16 protein-coding genes are annotated in these 19,726 nt (G+C 61.7%); 5 read left to right on the top strand and 11 right to left on the bottom strand.

The window, feature by feature from the left end; translation table 11 throughout:
* From ACQ4WP_RS03735 to ACQ4WP_RS03715, 5 genes are all read left to right on the top strand, one after another.
* A partial coding sequence (locus ACQ4WP_RS03735) for a YDG domain-containing protein (RefSeq protein ID WP_436518743.1) occupies window positions 1–3,155 on the top strand: 3,155 nt, incomplete at its 5' end.
* Entirely contained in the window at window positions 3,124–3,876 is a 753-nt protein-coding gene (locus tag ACQ4WP_RS03730) for a FecR family protein (protein WP_436518742.1), read from the top strand. The genes ACQ4WP_RS03735 and ACQ4WP_RS03730, both read left to right, overlap by 32 nt.
* Before the next feature lie 105 nt (window positions 3,877–3,981).
* The gene (locus ACQ4WP_RS03725; RefSeq protein WP_436518741.1) at window positions 3,982–6,402 is read left to right on the top strand and encodes a heavy metal translocating P-type ATPase; all 2,421 of its coding nucleotides are present in this window, start codon (window positions 3,982–3,984) and stop codon (window positions 6,400–6,402) included.
* Between the two features lie 4 nt (window positions 6,403–6,406).
* Window positions 6,407–6,826, top strand: coding sequence for a Cu(I)-responsive transcriptional regulator (cueR, locus tag ACQ4WP_RS03720; RefSeq protein WP_436518740.1), 420 nt, complete (start codon window positions 6,407–6,409; stop codon window positions 6,824–6,826).
* Between the two features lie 27 nt (window positions 6,827–6,853).
* The gene (locus ACQ4WP_RS03715) at window positions 6,854–7,573 is read left to right on the top strand and encodes a glutathione S-transferase (protein ID WP_436518739.1); all 720 of its coding nucleotides are present in this window, start codon (window positions 6,854–6,856) and stop codon (window positions 7,571–7,573) included.
* A gap of 45 nt (window positions 7,574–7,618) precedes the next feature.
* Here the strand turns inward: ACQ4WP_RS03715 and ACQ4WP_RS03710 are convergent, their stop codons facing one another.
* From ACQ4WP_RS03710 to ACQ4WP_RS03660, 11 genes are all read right to left on the bottom strand, one after another.
* A complete protein-coding gene (locus tag ACQ4WP_RS03710) occupies window positions 7,619–7,819 on the bottom strand; it encodes a heavy-metal-associated domain-containing protein (protein ID WP_436518738.1) in 201 nt (66 codons plus the stop codon).
* A gap of 98 nt (window positions 7,820–7,917) precedes the next feature.
* Entirely contained in the window at window positions 7,918–8,859 is a 942-nt protein-coding gene (locus ACQ4WP_RS03705; protein ID WP_436518737.1) for a bestrophin family protein, read from the bottom strand.
* A 571-nt stretch (window positions 8,860–9,430) separates the two neighbouring features.
* A complete protein-coding gene (locus tag ACQ4WP_RS03700; RefSeq protein ID WP_436518736.1) occupies window positions 9,431–11,239 on the bottom strand; it encodes a PhoH family protein in 1,809 nt (602 codons plus the stop codon).
* A 311-nt stretch (window positions 11,240–11,550) separates the two neighbouring features.
* The gene (locus ACQ4WP_RS03695) at window positions 11,551–12,021 is read right to left on the bottom strand and encodes a peroxiredoxin (RefSeq protein WP_436518735.1); all 471 of its coding nucleotides are present in this window, start codon (window positions 12,019–12,021) and stop codon (window positions 11,551–11,553) included.
* Window positions 12,022–12,097: 76 nt separating this feature from the next.
* Window positions 12,098–13,057 carry a polysaccharide deacetylase family protein gene (locus ACQ4WP_RS03690; protein WP_436518734.1) on the bottom strand — a complete coding sequence of 320 codons (960 nt, stop codon included), beginning with the start codon at window positions 13,055–13,057 and terminating at the stop codon, window positions 12,098–12,100.
* Window positions 13,057–14,109, bottom strand: a complete 1,053-nt coding sequence (locus ACQ4WP_RS03685; RefSeq protein WP_282406514.1) for a bifunctional UDP-4-keto-pentose/UDP-xylose synthase — start codon at window positions 14,107–14,109, stop codon at window positions 13,057–13,059. Before ACQ4WP_RS03685 ends, ACQ4WP_RS03690 begins: the two co-directional genes overlap by 1 nt.
* A gap of 21 nt (window positions 14,110–14,130) precedes the next feature.
* Window positions 14,131–15,048 carry a formyltransferase gene (locus ACQ4WP_RS03680; RefSeq protein WP_436518733.1) on the bottom strand — a complete coding sequence of 306 codons (918 nt, stop codon included), beginning with the start codon at window positions 15,046–15,048 and terminating at the stop codon, window positions 14,131–14,133.
* Window positions 15,048–16,043, bottom strand: coding sequence for a glycosyltransferase (locus ACQ4WP_RS03675; protein WP_436518732.1), 996 nt, complete (start codon window positions 16,041–16,043; stop codon window positions 15,048–15,050). The genes ACQ4WP_RS03680 and ACQ4WP_RS03675 overlap by 1 nt, the downstream gene beginning before the upstream one ends.
* Before the next feature lie 11 nt (window positions 16,044–16,054).
* Entirely contained in the window at window positions 16,055–17,191 is a 1,137-nt protein-coding gene (locus ACQ4WP_RS03670; protein ID WP_436518731.1) for a DegT/DnrJ/EryC1/StrS family aminotransferase, read from the bottom strand.
* A gap of 205 nt (window positions 17,192–17,396) precedes the next feature.
* Window positions 17,397–19,070, bottom strand: a complete 1,674-nt coding sequence (locus ACQ4WP_RS03665; protein WP_436518730.1) for a glycosyltransferase family 39 protein — start codon at window positions 19,068–19,070, stop codon at window positions 17,397–17,399.
* Window positions 19,067–19,459, bottom strand: coding sequence for an Mth938-like domain-containing protein (locus ACQ4WP_RS03660; RefSeq protein WP_436518729.1), 393 nt, complete (start codon window positions 19,457–19,459; stop codon window positions 19,067–19,069). Before ACQ4WP_RS03660 ends, ACQ4WP_RS03665 begins: the two co-directional genes overlap by 4 nt.
* Between the last annotated feature and the right edge of the window lie 267 nt (window positions 19,460–19,726).

Here is a 19,726-nt window from a genome sequence, read left to right as displayed (position 1 = left end):
TGGAAGGCGCGGCCGACATCACGCCGCGCGCGTTGACGGTCAGCGTGGGCGGCAGCAAGGTCTACGATGCGCAGCTGGGTTTTGGCAACGCCAGCTTTGTGCTGGGCAATGTGGTGGCGGGCGACAGCATCACCGCCAGCGGCAGCGCCGTCTTCCTCGACAAGAACGCGGGCAACGGCAAGGCCGTGCACGCGAGCGGCATCGCGCTTGAGGGTAATGGCCTGGGCAACTACAGCTTGGCGGCCACGACGGTGGAAGGCGCGGCCGACATCAGCGCGCGTGCTTTGAATTATGGCGTCACATCGGGTCAAAACCGCGTGTATGACGGCGGCAAGGACGTCAGCCTGAACGGTTATTTCGAAGGCTTGCTGGGCGGTGACCAGGTCAGCATGCAAGGCTTGCTGGGCAGCATGAGCGACAAGCACGTTGGCAATGGCAAGAGTGTCGCCTACGATGTGACGAAGGGCATGCTGGCCGGCCAGGATGCGGGCAACTATGTGCTCAGGCCTAACTCGGGTAGCACCTCGGTCGATATCTCGGCGCGCACCCTGAACGTGAGTTTCAGCGGCGTCAGCAAGACCTATGACGGCAATGCCGGTGCCGGCGTCAACATCGCCGATGACCGCCTCAATGGCGACGTTTTGACGCTGGCCGGCAATGCCGCGTTTGCCGACAAGAATGCGGGTATGGGCAAGGCGGTCAGCGTGACGGGCGTCGGTGCAAGCGGTGCCGACGCGGGCAATTATGTGCTCAGCACGCATAGCGGCGGCACCACGGCCGACATCGCCGCGCGCACCCTGAACGTGAGTTTCAGCGGCGTCAGCAAGACCTATGACGGCAATGCCGGTGCCGGCGTCAACATCGCCGATGACCGTATCAATGGCGACGTTTTGACGCTGGCCGGCAATGCCGCGTTTGCCGACAAGAATGCGGGTATGGGCAAGGCGGTCAGCGTGACGGGCGTCGGTGCAAGCGGTGCCGACGCGGGCAATTATGTGCTCAGCACGCATAGCGGCGGCACTACGGCCGACATCGCGGCGCGCACCCTGAACGTGAGTTTCAATGGCGTCAACAAGGCGTATGACGGCACGACGGGCGCGCAAATCAGCTTTGGCGACGACCGCATCCAGGGCGACGCCCTGAGCGTGAGCGGCAGCGCCGCCTTTGGTAACAAGAATGCGGGTATCGGCAAGGCAGTCAATGTCACGAACGTGGCGTTGAGCGGTAGCGATGCCGGCAACTACGTACTGGGCAGCAATGCAGGCAGCGCGACGGCCGATATCAGTGCGCGCGCGCTGAACCTGTTCGGCGTGGCCGGTAACAAGGTCTACGATGGCACGACGGGCGCACAGCTGAGCCTGGGCGATGACCGTCTCGCCGGCGACAGCTTCACGGTTTCGGCCGTGGCCAGCTTTGCGGACAAGAACGTGGGCGCGGCCAAGGCTGTGCAGCTGAGCGGTGCGATGCTGACGGGCGCCGATGCGGGCAATTACTTCATCGTCTTGCCGACAGGCTTGCTGGCCAGCATTACACCCGTCAGCCTGACGCTGGCAGGCCTGAGCGCCGCCAGTAAAGTGTATGACGGCACTACCAGCGCAGCCGTCAGCGCGTCGGCGAACGGCGTGCTGGGCCAGGATGTGGTCAGCGTGGTGGGCGGCAGCGGCAGCTTTGCCGACAAGAATGCGGGTACGGGCAAGCTGGTGACAGCCAGCGGTTTCCTCCTGGCCGGCACCGACGCAGGCAATTACGTACTCGATGCCACGGGAGGCACGACGCAGGCGACGATCACGCAAAAACTGCTGGCCACCTGGGTGGGCAGCGGCAACGGCTTGTGGAGCGATGCGGCCAACTGGGATGGCGGCGTGGTGCCGGAAGGCGCGAACGTGCTGGCCGTCGATTTTACGCACAGCAGCGGCATCGTCACGTATAGCGCGGCGGCCGGCAGCACCAGCTTGAAGAACCTGAACGCGGCGACGGGCTTGTTGTTGACGGGCGGCAGCCTGATCCTGGGTGAGAGCGCACAGGACCGCTCCGCACTGGGCGGTGCAGCCGGCCTGGAAATCAGCGGCGGCAGCTTGTTGTTGAACGGGACCTTGTCTGCGGATCGCTATGCGCAAAGCGGCGGCTTGCTGGGCGGCAGCGGCAACCTGGCCATCGCCAACAGCTTCAGCCAGGTCGCTGGCGCCATCAATCTGGCGGGCCAACTGGCCATCAGCCAGGCCGGCGGCGACCTGCGCTTTGCCAGCCTGGCAGCGCGTGATATCAGCCTGAGTGCCCTGAACGGCGCGATACGCCAGGATGGCACCATCGTCGCGGCCAGCCTGGAGGCGCGAGCGCGCGACGGTATTGTGCTGGGCAATACGGGCAATCAGGTGGGCAGTTTCAGCGCCAGTAATAGCGCGGGCGGCGGCATTGCGCTGAACAATATCTCGGCGCCGGGCACCTTGACCCTGGGAACGCTGACCACGGGCGCGGGCAATATCGCCATCGATAACACGGGCGGCATCGCGGTTGGCAATATCGATGCGAATGGCGGCAACGTGAGCGTGACGGCGCACAGCCCCGTCACCGTCAACGGCAAGATCCGGGGCAATGACATTGCGTTCAATGCCAGCACGGACGTGGTGCTGGGCGATCGCGCGCAGCTGGCCGCGGCGCGCGACATCCGCCTGGTGGCTGGCGGCGACATCCGTGTCGAAGGCGATGCCAAGGTCATCGGCGGCGGCAATTTTGCCGCCAGCGCGGAAGGCTATGTGCGCTTTGCGGACACGGCCAGCTTTACCTTGCCGGCAGTGGCCAGCATGAGCGTGCTGGCAAAAACGGGCAGCATCACGGGTGGAGCGGGCGTGCGCATCAACCGCCAGCGCGCCAACGTCAGCTTGCTGGCGCCGAACGGGGCGGTGGCCATGCCGGACGTCATCTTCCTGCCCGCCACGACCATCGACAAGCCCGTGATCGACTTCCCCACGAGCGCGATCATCAACGACGTCCTGCGCGTCATCAAGCAGGCCGACCGCGCCAGCGCCCCGCTCGCGTCCATGCCGCCCGCCAAGTCTGATGACAAGGTGAAGGACGACAAGGATGTTGCCGGCGGCACTGGTAAATCAACAGGATACAAAGACAATGACTCTATTAAAAAAACGTTCTGCAACTAAGGCCTTGTTGTGGCTGGCCCTGATGTGCCTGGGCGCGCATGCCTGGGCCGGACAGGTGGCGGGCACGGTGATGCAGTTGAGTGGTCCGCTGATGGCCAAGAAGGCGGATGGCAAGGTGAAAATCCTGGCCATCAAGTCCGAGGTCGAGCAGGGCGACACTTTGCTGACGGAAAAGGAGACCTATGCCTTGATCAAGCTGATCGACAATAGCGAAATCACCTTGAAACCGAATACCAGTGTCTTGATCGAGCAATTCAGCTACACGGCCGAGCAGCCCGATGGCGACCACGCCATCTTCAATTTGCTCAAGGGGGGCTTGCGTTCCGTCACGGGGCTGCTGGGCAAGCGCAACAAGGAGCGTTTCGAGATGAAGACGCCAGCCGCCACCATCGGCATACGCGGCACGACGTTTATTGCCGAGTATGTGGCGCTCGGATCGCTGCCGGGCACGCCAACGGCTCGCGCCGCATCCGCGATCGTGCCGGGCCTGTACGTGCAGGTGCTCGATGGCCTGATTCAAGTGAGCAATCCTGCCGGTGCGCAAAACTTTGCCCCCGGCCAGTTCGGCTTTACGCCCAACTTCAAGCAGCCGCCCGTGTTGCTGCCCGCCAATCCCGGCATCAAGTTCACGCCGCCGCCAGTCTTTTCAGCGTCGCCATCGAGTTCAGGCAGCGCTGCAGGCGGCAGCAAGCCTGCCGCCATCGACTGCGTGGTGCGCTAAGCGTCATCAAACAAGCCCGGTATTCCTTGCAAATAGGGCTTGACCTTCCCATCATGGGATAGCAGATCCTGACCCTATTCGTTAATCTTTCGTACAGGATCTGCCATGAACCAGAGTGCACTCGCTCCCGCCGCTTCCCCTCCCGCCGCCGCGCATGCGCAGGCGCTGGCCATCGAAGGCATGAGCTGCGCCTCGTGCGTGGGGCGCGTGGAAAAAGCCCTGGCCGCCGTGCCCGGCGTGAGCCAGGCCAGCGTCAACCTGGCCACCGAAGTGGCCAAAATCACCTCGGACACGCCGATTTCCCTGGCTACCCTGCAGGCGGCCGTGGAAAAGGCTGGCTACGCGGTAGCGCAGCGCGAGATCGACCTGAACATCGCCGGCATGACGTGCGCCTCGTGCGTGGGCAGGGTGGAAAAAGCCTTGCTGAAAGTGCCGGGCGTGTTGGCCGCCAGCGTCAACCTGGCCACGGAAAGCGCGCGCATCAAGGTGACGGGCGGCCTGGAGGCGGGCACCCTGATCGCCGCCATCGACAAGGCCGGCTATGCCGCCACGGTGCCCGCCGCCAGCCAGTCCAGCGCGCCCGCTGCCGCGCCCAACCGCGACGGCATGAAAGTGGCGTTCGCGGCCGTGCTGGCCTTCCCCCTGATGTTGCCCATGCTGCTCGAGTGGGCAGGCATCCACCTGATGCTGCCCGGCTGGCTGCAGTTTGCCCTGGCCACGCCCGTGCAGTTTTACTTTGGCGCGCGTTTCTACAAGGCGGGCTGGAAGGCGGCCCGTGCCGGCAGCGGCAATATGGATCTGCTGGTGGCGCTGGGCACGAGCGCCGCATATGGCTTGTCTGTCTACCAATGGCTGACGGCGGGTGAGATGCTGCCGCACCTGTATTTCGAGGCATCGGCCGTCGTCATTACCCTGGTGTTGCTGGGCAAATGGCTGGAAAGCCGCGCCAAGCGCCAGACGGCCTCGGCCATCCGCGCGCTGCAAGTCTTGCGTCCGGAATCGGCTCGCGTGCGCCGCGACGGCATCGAGCTCGACTTGCCCGTGGAACAGGTGAAAGTGGGTGACCTGGTGGTCATCCGCCCTGGCGAACGGGTGGCCGTCGATGGCGTGGTGGTGGAAGGCGCCAGCCAGATCAACGAATCGCTGATCACGGGCGAAAGCTTGCCCGTGGATAAGCATGTGGGCGACAAGGTCACGGGCGGCGCCATCAATGCCGATGGTTTATTGCTGGTACGCACGCAAGCCGTGGGTGGCGAGACGACCTTGTCGCGCATCATCCGCCTGGTGGAAGACGCGCAGGCAGCCAAGGCGCCCATCCAGCATCTGGTCGACAAGGTCAGCGCGATCTTTGTTCCCGTGGTGCTGCTGCTGGCGCTGCTGACCATGCTGGGCTGGTGGTTCGCTACCGGCGAGCTGGAAAATGCCATCATCAATGCCGTGGCCGTGCTGGTCATCGCCTGTCCATGCGCGCTGGGCCTGGCCACGCCGACGGCCATCATGGCCGGCACGGGTGTTGCCGCCCGTTACGGCATCCTGATCAAGGATGCGGAAGCGCTGGAAGTGGCGCACGCCGTCAATACCGTCGTGTTCGACAAGACGGGCACCTTGACCATCGGCAAGCCTGCCCTGGCGGCCCTGCATGCGCACGGCATCGAGGACGCACGGCTGTTGCAGCTGGCTGCCAGCATCCAGCGCGGCAGCGAGCACAGTCTGGCCACCGCCGTGCTGGACGCGGCCAGCGCGCGCCACATCGAACCCTTGCCAGCCACGGGCCTGTCGGCTTTGCCGGGCCGTGGCCTGGCGGCCCACGTCGATGGCCTGGAATTGAAATTGGGCAGCACGCGCCTGATGCAGGAGTTACAGGTGGACATGACGCCACTGGCCAGCCAGGCCCTGTCGCTGGAAAACACGGGCAACACGATCTCGTGGCTGGCCTCAGGTACACAATTGCTGGGGCTGTTCGCCTTCAGTGACCAGGTCAAGCCGAATGCGCAGGCGGCCATTGCCCATCTGCACAGCCTGGGCATCCGCACGGTGATGTTGACGGGAGACAACCAGGGCAGCGCCGACGCCGTCGGCAAGCTGCTGGGCATCGACACAGTGGCGGCGAAAATGCTGCCGGCCGATAAAACCGCTAGAATTGTCGCGCTGAAAGGCGCGGGCGCGAAGGTGGCCATGGTGGGCGACGGCATCAACGATGCGCCCGCGCTGGCCGCTGCCGACGTGGGCATCGCCATGTCGACGGGTACGGACGTGGCCATGCATGCGGCCGGCATTACCCTGATGCGCGGTGATCCGGCCCTGGTGGCGGACGCCATCGATATCTCGCGCCGCACCTACAGCAAGATACGGCAGAATCTGTTCTGGGCCTTCATTTATAACCTGATCGGCATCCCGCTGGCCGCGTTCGGCCTGCTCAATCCCATGGTGGCGGGCGCGGCAATGGCCTTCAGTTCCGTCAGCGTGATCAGCAATGCTCTGTTGCTGCGCCGCTGGAAAGCGCGCAGTGCGCATACCAAGGAGTAATCGAATGAATATCGGCCAGGCAGCCAGTGAAACGGGCGTATCGGCAAAAATGATACGCTATTATGAAAGCATTACCTTACTAAAACCCAGCGCGCGCAGCGACGCCGGTTACCGCATCTATACGCCGAACGACTTGCACGCCTTGCGTTTTATCAAGCGCGGGCGGGGGCTGGGTTTTTCGCTGGAGCAAATCCGCGAACTGCTGTCGCTGTGGCAAAACGACCAGCGTGCCAGCGCGGACGTGAAGGGCATTGCCCTGGCGCACGTCGCCGAGCTCAATAAGCGCATCGGAGAACTGACGGAAATGCGCGATACCCTGGCCCATCTGGCGCAATCGTGCCACGGCGACGAGAAGCCCGATTGCCCCATCCTGCAAAGCCTGGGGCTGGCCGGTGACACGGAAGCGAAAGCCAGTTGCCATTGAGATAAATCCAAGGAGCTGGCATGGCGTATGACCTGTCACTGGCCCACGATACAGGGGCGTGGCGAATTCATCCGGCTGGCCCTGGAAGAGGCGGGCGCCGACTACCGCGATATCGCCCGTTTGCCTGAACGCAAGGGGCAGGGCCTTTCTGCCATGCTGGCCTGCCTCGACGGTGGCACCACGCCACAGGCCGCCTACGCGCCGCCCGTGCTGCGCGATGGCGACGTGCTGATCGGCCAGACCACGAATATCCTGCTGTACCTGGGCCGGCGCCTGGGCCTGGCGCCGTGCGCGGAAAGCGGCCGATTGTGGCTGAACCAGCGGCAACTGACGATGGCCGACTGGCTGACGGAAGTGCACGACACGCACCATCCGCTGTCGATGAACCAATATTATGCAGAGCAAAAGCAGGCGGCCATGCTGCGCAGCGCGGATCTCCGTGCAACACGTTTGCCCAAGTTTCTCGATCATTTCACGCAGGTGCTGCTGAACAACGGCAGCTGTGGCCAGTATCTGGTGGGTTCAAAACTGACTTATGGCGACCTGTCGCTGTTCCAGATGCTGGCCGGCCTGCGCTATGCATTTCCGCAAGCCATGGCGCGGCTGGCGCCCGCCTATCCTGCCTTGCAGGAATTGCACGATACGGTGGCGGCGCGGCCAAACATCGCCCGTTATCTGCAGTCGAAGCGCAGAATTGCATTCAATAAGGAAGGCATCTTCCGGCACTACCCCGAGCTGGACGGATAAAAAAAACAGCCGGCGCAAGGGCCGGCTGTTCTGTGTGCGTGTCGCTTATTGTGCGCTGGTGACGGGAAAACCAGCCTCCACGATGGCGGCGCTGATGGCGCCCAGTTCGGCGGGCGATTCCACCGTCACGCGCTTGCTGGCCAGGTCGATCTGCACCTGGGCTTGCGGATCGATGCCTTGCACCGCTTTCGTGACCGAGCCGACGCAATGGCCGCAGCTCATGTTTTCAACTTGTAACTGATACATGCAAGCACTCCTTGAATGATTAAGTGCTTCCACTGTAAGCCTTCCCCTGATGGTAAGGTCAAGGGAAAAGCTGGCATGCCGATCAATTCAGCATGAAATTAGTGGAGAAGGAAGTCGACGGCTTGCATGGGTGGTGGCACGTTCTCATCCTGCACGGATTCGCGCAAGCTGATTTCGATGGCGCGGCACATGGCCGACAGGGGCAGGTCGTTGGCATCTTCGCCGAACGGTTCCTCGATCTCGTCGCCCAGGGCATCGAGGCCAAAGAAGGTATAGGCGACGATGGCGACGACGAAGGGCGTCATGAAGCCCAGCGAATCGACCAGGCCGAAGGGCAGCAGAAAACAGTACAGATAGGCCGTGCGGTGCAGCAGCAGCGAATACGAGAAGGGAATCGGCGTGCTGCGGATGCGTTCGCACGAGGCGCCCGCCGCTACCATGGCCGAGACCGTGTTATCGATCTGTGCGGTGAGGATGCCGTCGATACGGCCCTGCTGGACGCAGTCGGCCAGGTCGTGGCCCATCTGCAGCATCAGGTAGTCGGACGGGTTCGCCGCCTTGCATGCCGCTTCCCATTCGGCCGGGCGCAGCAGCGGCTGCAAGTCGGCCGGTCCGCGCGTGTCGCGCAGTTGGTGGCGCAGGGCGTGGCAAAAGGCGATGGCGCGGTAAATCATGCGCACGCGTACATCGTCCAGGCCCAGCCGGGCGTGGGCGGGCGTATCGCTGCGTATCATGGTCTGGCACTGGCGCGAGAAATTACGGCTGCGCAACACCAGTTCGCCCCACAGCTTGCGCGCTTCCCAGTAGCGGTCATAGGCGGCCGTGTTGCGAAAGCCCAGGAAGATGGCCAGGGGCAAGCCTATCAGGGTGAACGGGATGGTGGTGAGGATGACCTTGTGGTCGAACAGGGTGCCGTGGCACCAGGTGACGAGGGTGGCGATCAGGGTATTGACGATGAGCGTGGTGCGGATGCGCGGCAGGACGGAACCACGCACCACCAGGAACAGCCGTAGCGCCGATGGACGCTCGCGCACGATCATGCTGTGCTCCCTGTCGGGGGCTGGGCTGGCGGGGAAAGGCGCGCCCGGTGATCGCTAAGGGGGGAAAGACAGAATGGCAATTGCCGGGAACAAAAAGCCCGCGATGTATGCGGGCTGAGCAGGGTGTGCATGGGAAGCAGTGTAGGGGAGACGGCTTGAGTATAGGCCGCAGACCCGTTTCCAGCCAATTCACAGTGGCGATAGTCGTTATTCATTTCATGAATGAATATTTCATTTGTAACTTAAATCCAGGTGCTCACTGAAATTACTATCTCTTTTTTCGTCTGGGCCAATCGCAATTGAGCAAGTCGCATGGGTCACAGGAACAATGGTGGCAGTCCGGCGAGGGAATGTCGCAATCGCAAAATCCCGCCTGCGCCAGGTGTCTGCCGCTACGCCGACCCTGTTGGCACAGTTCCAGGCGGGATGCAGGGTGCGAAGTGTCGAGGTGGAAAGGGAGCGGTATTAGAACATGTCGCAGGGAAAAGTCGCGCACATGAAAAAAGCCCCGCCTGCAGCAGTGCAGGCGGGGCTTTCTGATATTGAGGCGGCTGTTGCCGCCGGTCAAAACTTACAGCACTTCGCTGGCGTGGTCGGCCAGGCGCGAACGCTCGCCGCGGGCCAGGGTGACGTGGCCGCTGTGGGTCCAGCCCTTGAAGCGGTCGACCACGTAGGTCAGGCCGCTCGAGCCTTCCGTCAGGTACGGCGTGTCGATCTGCGCGATGTTGCCCAGACACAGGATCTTCGTGCCGGGACCGGCGCGCGTGACCAGGGTCTTGACTTGTTTCGGCGTCAAGTTTTGCGCTTCGTCAATGATGAGGAACTTGTTCACGAACGTGCGGCCGCGCATGAAGTTGAGCGACTTGATCTTGATGCGGGAACGGATCAGGTCTTGCGTTGCCGCACGGCCCCATTCGCCGCCATCGGAGTCGGACTTGTTCAGCACTTCCAGGTTGTCGTCGAAGGCGCCCATCCATGGCGACATTTTTTCCTCTTCCGTGCCGGGCAGGAAACCGATGTCTTCGCCGACGGGCACCGTCACGCGGGTGACGATGATTTCATTGTAGAGCTTGGTTTCCAGCACTTGTGCCAGGCCGGCGGCCAGGGCCAGCAGGGTCTTGCCGGTACCGGCCTGGCCCAGCAGGGTGACGAAGTCGCATTCCGGATTCATCAGCAGGTTCAGCGCGAAGTTCTGCTCGCGGTTGCGCGCCGTCACGCCCCACACATTGTTCTTCGTGTGGCTGAAGTCGCGCAGGGTTTGCAGCACGGCCGTCTTGCCGTTGATCTGTTTCACCTGGCCGTAGAACGGCGTTTCGCCGTTTTTCGGTTCCAGGTAGATGAACTGGTTGACCAGCAGCGATGGAATGAACGGGCCCGTCACGCGGTAGAAGGTGGAGCTGTAACCATTCTTGCTTTCCTGCCACGATTCCATGTCCTTGCCATGCTTGTTCCAGAAGTCGTCCGGCAATTGCACGATGCCCGAGTACAGCAAGTCGGTGTCTTCCAGCACATGGTCGTTGAAGTAATCTTCGGCCGGCAAGCCCAGGGCGCGCGCCTTGATGCGCATGTTGATGTCCTTCGACACCAGCACGACGGGGCGGCCTTCCTGTTCCGACTCGAGCGAACGCACGACGGCGAGGATCTGGTTGTCGGCCTTGCCCACTGGCAAGCCTGCCGGCAAGTCCGCGCTTTGCAAACGCGTCTGGAAGAACAAGCGGCCCTTGGCATCCTTGTTGCCCAGCTTGGACAGCAAGATACCGTGTTCGATGGCGTCGTCATCCGTATTGCTGATCAGGGCATCGAGGGTACGCGAGACCTGGCGTGCATTGCGCGCCACTTCCGTCATGCCCTTTTTATGGTTGTCCAGCTCTTCCAGGGTCATCATCGGCAGGTACACATCGTGTTCCTCGAAGCGGAACAGCGATGATGGATCGTGCATCAGCACGTTGGTGTCGAGCACGAACAGCTTGCTGATGCCGCGCTGGTCGGCGGCGCGGCTGGCGGACGACTTGAGCTGCACTTCGACCGCCTTGTGCTTGGCCGGATGCGGCTGCTCGACCCGCTTGACGGATTTGATCGGCGTGACCTTGCCTTTTGCCGCCGGCGCGGCTTTGGCCGGGGCAGCAGCAACTGCGGCAACGGGGGCGGCCGCAACTGGCGCCAGTGCAGGCTTGGCGACCATCAGGGCCGCCACTTGCTTGATCTTCGTGGCCGCATTGCGGACCGGCTTGGCAACTTCGGCGATCGCCGCTTCAATCATCGGTGCAGCCACTTTCTTGGCTGCCGGGGTTTTGGTGGCCGGGCGCGCTGCGCCTGCGCTTGGGTAATCTTGGGTGGCCAGGATGGTGGCTGGCTTGCTCGGTAATTTTGGCAGTGGCATCAGGATCTCAATCAAAAAATTTCTGGAATGAATCGCCCATGGGCAGCCAGCTTCTGGCGGCACTTCTCATGGGGTGGATGCGGGGGAACAACAATGCTACAGGACGAGTAACTGCCGGAAGGCCGGCAGCATGGCCGGTCATGGACGCCATCGGCGGGCTGCAGGCCTGCCTGGCGGAGTGGATGGAGGCGCTTCGTTGACTCAAAATGGCGATAGGTACCGTGAACTGGACTGCGGTTGAGCTAAGGTTGAGATAATTTCGAACTAAGCTGGCTGGACGCCGACAACGCGCATTCGATCAAAACCGCTGATCACTTCAGACGCGCCACGAATTCCAGCACTTCTTCCACGTGAGTTGCGACCTTCACGCCTCTCCATTCTTTCACCAATCGGCCCTCAGCGTCAATCACAAACGTGCTGCGTTCGACGCCACGGACCGTCTTGCCATACATCTGTTTCATCTTCATGACGTTAAACAGCAGGCATACGGCTTCGTCCGGGTCGGAAATAAGCTCGAATGGCAGTTCCAGCTTGGCTTTGAAGCTTTCGTGCGAGCGCAGGGAATCGCGGCTGATGCCGTAGATTTCCACGCCGGCGGCGACAAATTGCGGATATGCGTCACGGAAGGCGATGTTTTCAGTGGTGCAGCCAGGAGTGTTGTCCTTCGGATAGAAAAACAGCACCGTGGCTTTCGCCGGGCGGCCCAGCAACTGAAAGTTCTTGCCGCTGGTCATGGCGGCGCTAAAGTCGGGTATGCTAACGAGGGATTGGCTATCAGCCACAGGTTTTCTCCTGAACGGTGATCATCAGCGCTGTTTTTTTAATCTGGCAACGCATCCAGGTGCAACGATACAGCATTCAGGCCGCTTTGCCCTGCACAATCAGGCGTCCCGAACGGCCTGGCAACTCATCCCAGGTGATGGGACAAACGGGCAAGTCCGTATTTTTTATCTTTTCATAATAATCGCCCATCGCTGCAAACTGGTAGCCCTGGGCTTTCCAGCCAGCCAGCAGTTGTTCGAAAATGGGGGCGAGTTTCTGTCCTTCAAGTTCCGCATGCAAGGTATACACGTGATCGCGCGGATTGTCCGCCGTCAGCGACAATATATGTGCGGCAACATTGCCGGTCGTGATCCGTTTGCCGTCGATTTCGCAGCCCAGCAACTCATCCAGGGTGGGCAGGGTGGTGGGCAATTGCACGCATTGCAGGATGGTGTTGCCATTGCGCACGCGGTGCGGGCCATTACCCGGATGCAGCATGGCGCCCCGTGCATCGAGCATGGCGCGGCCATCGGACGCAAAGCGGTAGCCGGCCGTGTCGTGTTCGACAAAGGCGCTGACATTCATTTGCCAGCCAGCCGCGCCGTGCGTGTGCGGCGCCGTGCCAAACACTTGCTCATAGCGGTTGGCGGCCTTGCGCATCATGTTGATGGTCCAGGCAGCGTTGCGCTTGGCCACGTTGTCTTGCCACAGGGTGTGATCCCAGGTGTGGATGCCGCACTCGAAACCGGCATCGCGCACGGCGCGCAATTGCGCCGCGCATTGCTTGCCGATATCGGGTCCCGGCAGCAAGGTGCCGTACATCAGTGTTTTCAAGCCGTAGTGCTCGACCACTGACGTGCGCGACACCTTGCTGAAAAAGCCGGGCCGCAAGGCGCGCCGCAGGGCCCAGCCCGTGTGGTCGGGGCCCAGCGAGAACAGAAAGGTGGCCTTGGCCTGGTGTGCGGCCAGCATGCGCACCAGATTGCCCATGCCTTCACGGGTGCCGCGATAGGTATCGACGTCGATTTTCAGGGTCAGGAACGGCTTGCTCAACATTAATCCATCAAGGCTTTGGCTTGGGCTACCTGGCTGCGGTAGGCGTCGAAAATATTGCGCAGGGAATCGGCCATGGTGGTGCTCGGTGCCCAGCCCAGTTCTTCGCAGGTATTCGTGATTTTCGGCACGCGGTTTTGCACGTCCTGGTAGCCGGCGCCATAGTAGGCACCCGAAGTCGTTTCCACGATTTTCACGTGTTTCGCGCCTTCGGCGTATTCCGGGTACTCGGCAGCCAGGGTCAGCATCATGCCGGCCAGGTCGCGGATCGAGTAATTGTTGACCGGATTGCCAATGTTGTAGATCTTGCCGCTGGCGATGCCATTCTTGTTGGCGATGATGCGCATCAGTGCATCGATGCCGTCGTCGATGTAGGTGAACGCGCGTTTTTGCGCGCCGCCATCGACCAGCGAGATGTTCTCGCCGCGCACGATATGGCCGAAGAATTGCGTCACCACCCGCGAAGAACCTTCTTTCGGCGTGTGGATCGAGTCCAGGCCCGCGCCGATCCAGTTGAAGGGGCGGAACAGGGTAAAGTTCAAGCCTTCCATGCCGTAGCCCCAGATCACGCGGTCCATCAGCTGCTTTGCGTTCGAATAGATCCAGCGCGGCTTATTGATGGGGCCGCAGATCAGTTCCGAATTTTCCGGATCGAATTCCTCGTCATGGCACATGCCATACACTTCCGAGGTCGACGGGAACACCAGGTGCTTGCCGTACTTGGCGGCCGAACGGACGATAGGCAGGTTGGCTTCGAAGTCCAGCTCGAACACGCGCAGCGGCTGCTTGACGTAGGTCGACGGCGTGGCGATGGCGACCAGGGGCAGGATCACATCGCATTTCTTGACGTGGTACTCGACCCATTCCTTGTTGATCGTGATGTCGCCTTCAAAGAAGTGCATGCGCGACTTGTAGTTGTCATCTTCCAGCAATTCCGTGATGCGGTCCGTATTCATGTCCATGCCGTAGACATGCCAGTCGGTGGTTTCCAGGATGCGCTTGGACAGGTGGTGGCCGATGAAGCCGTTGACGCCTAAGATGAGGACTTTTTTCATGTGAGATTCTCTTGAGTGATATCAGTGTGTGCTGACGCGGGTGGTCAGACTTGCTTGCAATTGCTGAGCCGAAATCGGCTCCCCGGCAGCCCTCAGGGCGGAAATGGCCAGCATGCGGCCGTCTCCGCAGACGCCAAAGATGCAATTATCCACTACCGCCAAGCCCGGTGGCAAACTTCCTGACGATTGCTTGCTCAAACGGGCTGTTTCGATGATGTAAATGATATTGTTGACTTCGGTGAAGGCGCCGGGATAGGGCGGCGCGACGGCGCGGTGCAGCTTGTATACCTGTTGCGCAGGTAACTTCCAGTCGATCCGGCCGTCTTCGGGTTTGCGCCCGCCAAAGTAGCCGCCCTGGCGCAAATCGTTCAAATGGCGTGGCGCCGTGCCGTCCAGCAAGGCTGGCAGCACGCCCCACAGGGTTTGTTCCGCCGCCACGGTGACCTTGCCGAACACTTCGAAGGCCGTGTCGTCGGGCAGGATGGGCACGGCCGTTTGCGCCACGATGGCGCCGGCGTCGGGCTTCACCGTCATTTCATGCAGGGTGGCCCCCGTCTCCGTGGCGCCATGCAGTACGGCCCAGTTGACGGGCGCGCGGCCGCGGAACTGCGGCAGCAGCGAGCCGTGCATATTGTAGGCGGGCGCGACTTCCAAGATACTAGCGGGCAACATGTGCCGGTAGTAAAAGCTGAACAGCATGTCCGGCTTGGCTGCTTGCACCTGCGCCAGCAGTTCCGGCGCGCGGGCATCGCCGGGCGTGATGCAGGGGATGCCTTCTTCCCGGCACAGGCTGGCGACGGATTCGAACCACAGGTTTTCCGTGGGACTGTCTTCATGCGTGACGACCAGGGCGATATCGACACCACCGGCCAGCAGCACCTTGATGCAGCGCACGCCCACATTGTGGTAGCCGAAGACGACGGCGCGTGGGGCGCCCATCAGCGGCCCACCTGGCGCTTTTCCAGGCGCACATACGACGGCGCCTCGGCTTCCGCCTGGGTCATGCCGTCCTGCAAGATGGTTTGCACCACATAGCGGGGACGGGCACGCACTTGCTGGAAGATGCGTCCCACGTATTCGCCCACCAGGCCGATGCCGAACAGGATCACGCCCATGAAGAAGAAGGCGATGGCAAACAGGGTGAACACGCCTTCAGCCTCAGCGCCCAGCAGGAAGCGGCGCACCAGCAGGAAGATCACCAGCAATGCCGAGCCCAGCGACATCGCCATGCCCAGCATGGAAAAGATTTGCAGGGGAATCAGCGAAAAGCCCGTGACCAGGTCGAAATTGAGGCGGATCAGGCTGTACAGCGAGTATTTCGATTCGCCGGCAGCCCGTTCTTCATGCTCGACGGTAATTTCCGTGGGCTTGCGGGCAAAGGTGTAGGCCAGGGCGGGCACGAAGGTATTGACTTCGGCGCACTGGTTGACCAGGTCGATCACATTGCGGCCATACGCGCGCAGCATGTTGCCCTGGTCGGTGATTTTGATATTCGTGATCTTTTCACGCAGGCGGTTCATCATCTTCGACGCCAGTGTGCGCCAGGCCGAATCTTGCCGCTTGCGCCGGATCGAGCCCACGTAATCGTAGCCTTCGCGCATTTTCGCCACCAGGTTGCCGATTTCTTCGGGCGGATTCTGCAGGTCGGCATCGAGCGTGATCATGATCTGCCCGCGCGATGCTTCAAAACCGGCCAGGATGGCCATGTGCTGGCCATAATTGCCGTTGAACAAGATCACGCGCGTGACATCGGGGCGCTGGCGGAACTGTTCCGCCAGGATGGCCACCGAATTGTCGCGGCTGCCATCATTGATGAAGATGATTTCGTAGCTGGTTTGCAAGGCATCGAGGGCTGGATACAGGCGCGCGAACAGGCTGGCCAGGCCATCCTGTTCGTTGTAGATTGGAATGATAATGGACAGTTCAGGTTTCATCGGCGCGCTGCTCACTTGATGAGGATGGATTTGACGGTGGCGACGGCGCGCTCCACGTCCTGTGTCGTCATGGCGTAGAACATCGGCAAGGTCACGGTCAGGCGGCCGATCTTTTCCGAAACGGGGAACATGCCTTCGGTAAAGCCGCGTTCGCGGTACATGGTAAACAAATGGATCGGTGCGTAATGATAGCCCGTCCCCACGTTTTGCTGCGCCATTTGCTGCATGAACGTGGCGCGCGTGCCGGGGCCGTTGTCGGGCAGGATGATCTGGAACAAATGCCAGTTGCTGTTCTCAAAATCCGGCACGGGCAGCTGGGCGCCGCTCTGCGCTTCGAAGTCGCTGCCGAATTGCGCGAAGTAGTGGCGTGCCAGCGCGCGGCGGTGGGCCGTGATGGCGTCGATATTGGCGAACTGGCCCAGGCCGATGGCGGCCATGATGTCGCTCATATTGTATTTGCCACCAAGCACATCGACGTCGATGCCGTCGACGCCGCTGCGCGTGACGCCTTGCAGCCGGTATTTCTCGGCCAGCCTGGCTTCTTCCAGGTTATTGAGGACGAGGCAGCCGCCTTCGCCCGTGGTGATGTTCTTGTTGGCCTGGAAGCTGAACGAGACGAAGTCGCCAAACGCGCCGATGCGCTTGCCCTTCCAGGTGGAACCGAACGCTTGCGCTGCGTCTTCCACGACCCTTAAATTGTACTTTTCAGCAATCGCGTACAGGCGGTCCATGTCGACGGGCAGGCCAGACAGGTGGACGGGGATGATGGCGCGGGTGCGTGGCGTGATGGCCGCTTCGAGCTTGTCGAGGTCGATATTGCGCGTGACGGGGTCGATATCGGCAAACACGGGCGTGGCGCCCACTTCGATGATGACGTTGGCCGTCGCCACCCACGACACGGGCGTGGTGATGACTTCGTCGCCAGGGCCAATGCCGGCGATGCGCAGCGCGATTTCCATGGTGCAGGTACCCGAATTGAAGGTGCGCACGGGGCGTCCGCCGAAATATTCGGACAGCTGGGCTTCGAAGGCTTGCACTTTCGGGCCGCTGGTGATCCAGCCCGAGCGCAGCACCTCGCCGACGGCGGCGACGGTCGCTTCATCGATGGTGGGTTTGGAAAAAGGCAAAAAGGGCAGGGTAGAGGTCATGGGCGTGGTTCTTGGGTCTGTATCGTGTCAGGGTATCGGCGTCGCCGAGGCTGCCAATGCGGTCAAAGACCGCCGGCAGGCATGGCTATTTTATATCGTCAGTATGGCGGCGCAGCCCCTTCAGCGGTGAAAAATCCTGCTGGTGCTGGTACGGGGCAAGCTGGCCGGGCGCGCGATCCGTGCTGCCTCGCGCCCCTTTAAATATTTACTTGTTGGCAATGACCATGCGGCGCGCATCTTCGGCAACGACACGCATGGGCACGCCACGTTGTTGCAAGTCCTTGTAACGATGCAGGCTGATAATGGCCATGTCGCGCACGCCGGCGTTGGCATCGTTCGTCCACTGCGTGATGAAAGGCTCGATGCTCGGAATGGACAGTTCAGGCTGCTGTTTCAGGCCAAACGTGAACTCATCCCAGTAATCGACGAGGATCACGGGCCGCTGCAGATAATATGTCAGCGACTGTTCATAAATGCCTACCGAATAGAGCTTGGTATCGGCCGTCAGTTCGGCCTGGATCTGCGGCAGCATGTCGGTACCTGCGCGGTTCTGGCCATACAGTTCGGAACCGGCCAGGATGCAATGCGTGGCCAGGAAGCCGGCGCCGGCGATCGTCAGCACGGTCATGTCGCGGCGCAACTGGCGCGCGTGCAGCAAGGCCAGGGCGCCGCCGGCCAGGACGAAGAAGCCGGCCACCATCAGCCATGGCTGGTAACCCTTGAGCGCGATCAAGGCTTCCGCGTCGCGTGCGCTGGCCTTGCCGAACGCGATCGGCCCGCCGATCAGGATGGCCGCGCCCAGCACGCACAGCAGGCCGGCGGCCAGCATGCGCTGGCGGCGCGACGCCGATTCCAGGTACAGCCCCACCAGCAATGCCAGCGCCGGGAAGATGGGCACGATATAGCCAGGCAGCTTCGAGGTCGAATAGCTGAAGAAGAAGAAAATGAAGACGGCCCAGACCAGCAGCATCAAACGGGGCTGGAAGGCGCCCTCCTGGCGCTTGAAGGCGGCGGCCAGGCTTTGCGGCAGCACGCCTATCCATGGCAGCATGCCGGGAATGAGCAGCACCAGAAAGTAGTACCAGGCGCCTTCGCGCTTGTGGCCTTTCATCAGGAAACGCTGGAAATGTTCGTGGATGAAGAAGAAATGCGGTTGCTCCGGATTGCGCAAGGCGACCAGCACGAACCAGGGCGTGGCGATGGCAAAGAACACCAGCAAGCCCTTGACCAGGTGCAAACGCGTCCAGATGCGCCAGTCGCGCGCGCACAGCGAATACAGTACCAGCACGGCGCCCGGCAAGACGATGCCTATCAGACCTTTGGCCAGCACGGCCAGCGCCATGCCTGCCCAGCACACCAGCATCCAGTTGCGCCGCTCCAGCGCCGTGGCGTCGTCGCGCTGGGCAATCAACAGGCTGCACAGGGTCAGGCTCATCATGCCCGACAGGCCCATGTCCAGCGAATTGATCTGGCCGGAAGCGAGCCAGAACAGGCTCGACGCCAGCACCAGGCCCGCATACAGCCCCACGCGCGGACCGAAGACCTTCTTGCCTGCGTACGCCGTCATGCACACGCCGATGATGCCGCACAGGCCAGTCCACAGGCGTGCCTGCCATTCACCCAGGCCGAAGGCGGCGAAGGTCAGCGCATTCATCCAGGTTTGCAGCGGCGGCTTTTCAAAGTACTTGATGCCATTCAGGCGCGTGGTGATCCAGTCGCCCGTGACGAACATTTCGCGCGCCATCTCGGCATAGCGGCCCTCGTCGGGCGGGACCAGGGTGCGTACGCCCAGTGCATACAGGGTGACGACGATGAAGATACCCAGCAGGGACCACATCAGCAGCCGCGAGCTGTGCAGTTCGTTGACATTGATTTTCATGCAGCGCTGCCTGTGACAGGAGCCAGGATCAGGGCCAGGGTGACTTTGCGGCCTTCGCCCATCAGGATGTTATAGGTGCGGCAGGCTGCCTGGCTATCCATGCACTCGACGCCGATGCGGCGCATGGTCAGCGCGGCCGTCAGCTTCGGGTGCACGAAACGCTGGCGTTCGCCCGTGCCGAGGATGACCACGTCGGGCGCGTCAGCCAGGATTTGCGCGAAATGCGCCTCGCTCAACTGTTCGAAACTATCCACTTCCCACGCCCGTGGCGGCATTTCCGGCATGACGATCAGGCTGTAGTTGTACGGCTGGGCATTGATCTCGACGCCGTTTTCGTCATAGCCGGTGACAGTCTGGTATTGTTGGGTGCTGCTGGCATGGAGTTTCATGGCGATATCGGGGGCTGGTCGTGTCGGTTGATCGGTACGCGCGCGGCCAAACTGGCTGCCGCGGCCAAGGGCGTAAGCATGCCATAAATGACAAAAAAGAGCGACTGAAAAGCAACATCATTTCCAAATTGCAATGTTCTGCGCCACAGTGGCAGTGCGTGCTTGTACCATGGTAATGGCGCAAGATTAAGGGAAGATGAAGATGGCGCCCGCCGGATTGTCGTCCGGATGCTCCGGCGTGGCAGAATCGGCGTTAAATGCGGCGGT

It is taken from the genome of Janthinobacterium lyxosi (assembly GCF_051380665.1).
Taxonomy (GTDB): Bacteria; Pseudomonadota; Gammaproteobacteria; order Burkholderiales; family Burkholderiaceae_D; genus Janthinobacterium.
This window is presented reverse-complemented; position numbering and strand designations above follow the sequence as displayed.